The following is a 1,663-nucleotide window of genomic DNA, read 5'->3' as shown; positions in this document are numbered from 1 at the left end:
CAATACTCAGCTTGACGACAGCGCCTTTCAATATTTGGCAAAGCCTGAACAGATTCTAAAAGGGCGAATTTTTGCATCCATATTATTCGGCATTTATTACGCAATAAATTCCTATAATGGCGTTTGGGGTTTGTATGCCGCTGCAGCAGTGACAGTTTTAGTGCCTGCAATCATTGTTCTTTCTATGTCGTTCAGGCTCCGCCACACAGCTTATCGTGGTATTACCTTCCGCTTTGAACGAAACTTCAAGCAAGCTTATTTATTTTATGGCCTACCGGTATTTTTGTTCCTGGCTCTGCTTGTTAGCTCAATATATTTTTCTGTGCCCAGTGAGGTATGGGAATACTCGGAAGTCCCGATTTCTGAGGAGATGCCAGCTGATGAAACGACAGAGATACCTGCCGTAGGAGAAGAAGCAAAAATAGATATTGAGGAAGAGTTTAATATGCCTTGGGGGCTTGCTGCTTTGTTCCCATTGTTTATCTTGGGCTTTCCCTTCTGGCAATACTTAAAAGCTATTTTCCTTGTAAATAACGCTCGCTATGGCACCTCACCATTCAGCTATGGCGCTGGCGCAAAAAGCTTCTATCTTATGTATTTAAAGGCCTCCGGTGTTTTTATCTTAGCGATATCTATTGTACTTTGGACTTTATCCCAGCTAGACCTTATGAATTTTACAAGTGAAGAAACAGCACCGTCTTTTTCAAACCTCATTTTAATTCAGCTGGTATTCTTTACTGTTTATTTATGGATCTTTGCCTACCTTCAAACCAAGCGCCAAAACTTGATATTCAATCATACCCAGATCGAAGAGATGACTTTCTCAAGTACATTGAGCGTTAGCTATATGTTGTATCTATACCTCAGCAATACGATTGCCATTATCTGCTCACTAGGCTTACTCATCCCCTGGTCGATGATCCGTACTGCGCGCTACCGCGCAAGCCAACTAACACTGCTGACAAATCAATCTCTCGATAATTTCGTCGCGGATCAACAAAATCAATTGACCGCAATGGGTGAAGAGTTTGGTGAAGTCTTTGATATCGAAGTGGGAATTTAAATGCTGACGAAGCCTGGTTGCTAACAATGGAGATTTCCGGCTATTTGTACCTAGGGCAAAGCTCATCACGGCTTCCCGCTAAGCTACATTATCAGGAAGGCGGTCAGCTCTGCTTTTTTCCAGAAAGTGAATTTGTCACTGAGTCATCCAATGAACCCTTAAAAAAGGTCGCCATTAAAGATGTCGACATCTCATCACGCATTGGCAATACCCCGCGCTTCATTAGTTTTGGCGATCAATGTCAATTTGAATGTGCTGATAATTTAGCAATCGATGAACTGATTAAAACCGCCCAGCAGGATGGCTACCTCAAAACTAAAACATATTCCGGGCTCGCTCACCGCTTGGAAAGTAAGCTTCAGTTTGTTGCGTTAACCTTAGTTTTGGTAGCGGTCGCTAGCTGGGGTTTTATCGCTTATGGCATTCCTTTTTTCAGCGAAGAATTGGCCCACGCACTGCCCGCTGAAGTATCAACAAAAATTGGTCACGGAGGCTTAGAAATCCTAGATAAGAGCGTGTTTCAAAGCAGTGAATTAGCTGAAGAAGAGCGCGACTCCTTAAGGCAGGCCTTTAATCGCATCGCCGACGAGCTGACAAAGA

At 43.2% G+C, this 1,663-nt stretch carries 2 protein-coding genes; both read left to right on the top strand.

Annotation, left to right across the window (positions count from 1 at the left end):
* On the top strand, positions 1-1,063 hold a 1,063-nt coding region (locus A3761_RS03410; RefSeq protein WP_068749816.1), incomplete at its 5' end, for a YjgN family protein.
* Positions 1,064-1,089: 26 nt separating this feature from the next.
* A partial coding sequence (locus tag A3761_RS03405; RefSeq protein WP_197472784.1) for a hypothetical protein occupies positions 1,090-1,663 on the top strand: 574 nt, incomplete at its 3' end.

The organism is Oleiphilus sp. HI0123, from assembly GCF_001635315.1.
This window is presented reverse-complemented; position numbering and strand designations above follow the sequence as displayed.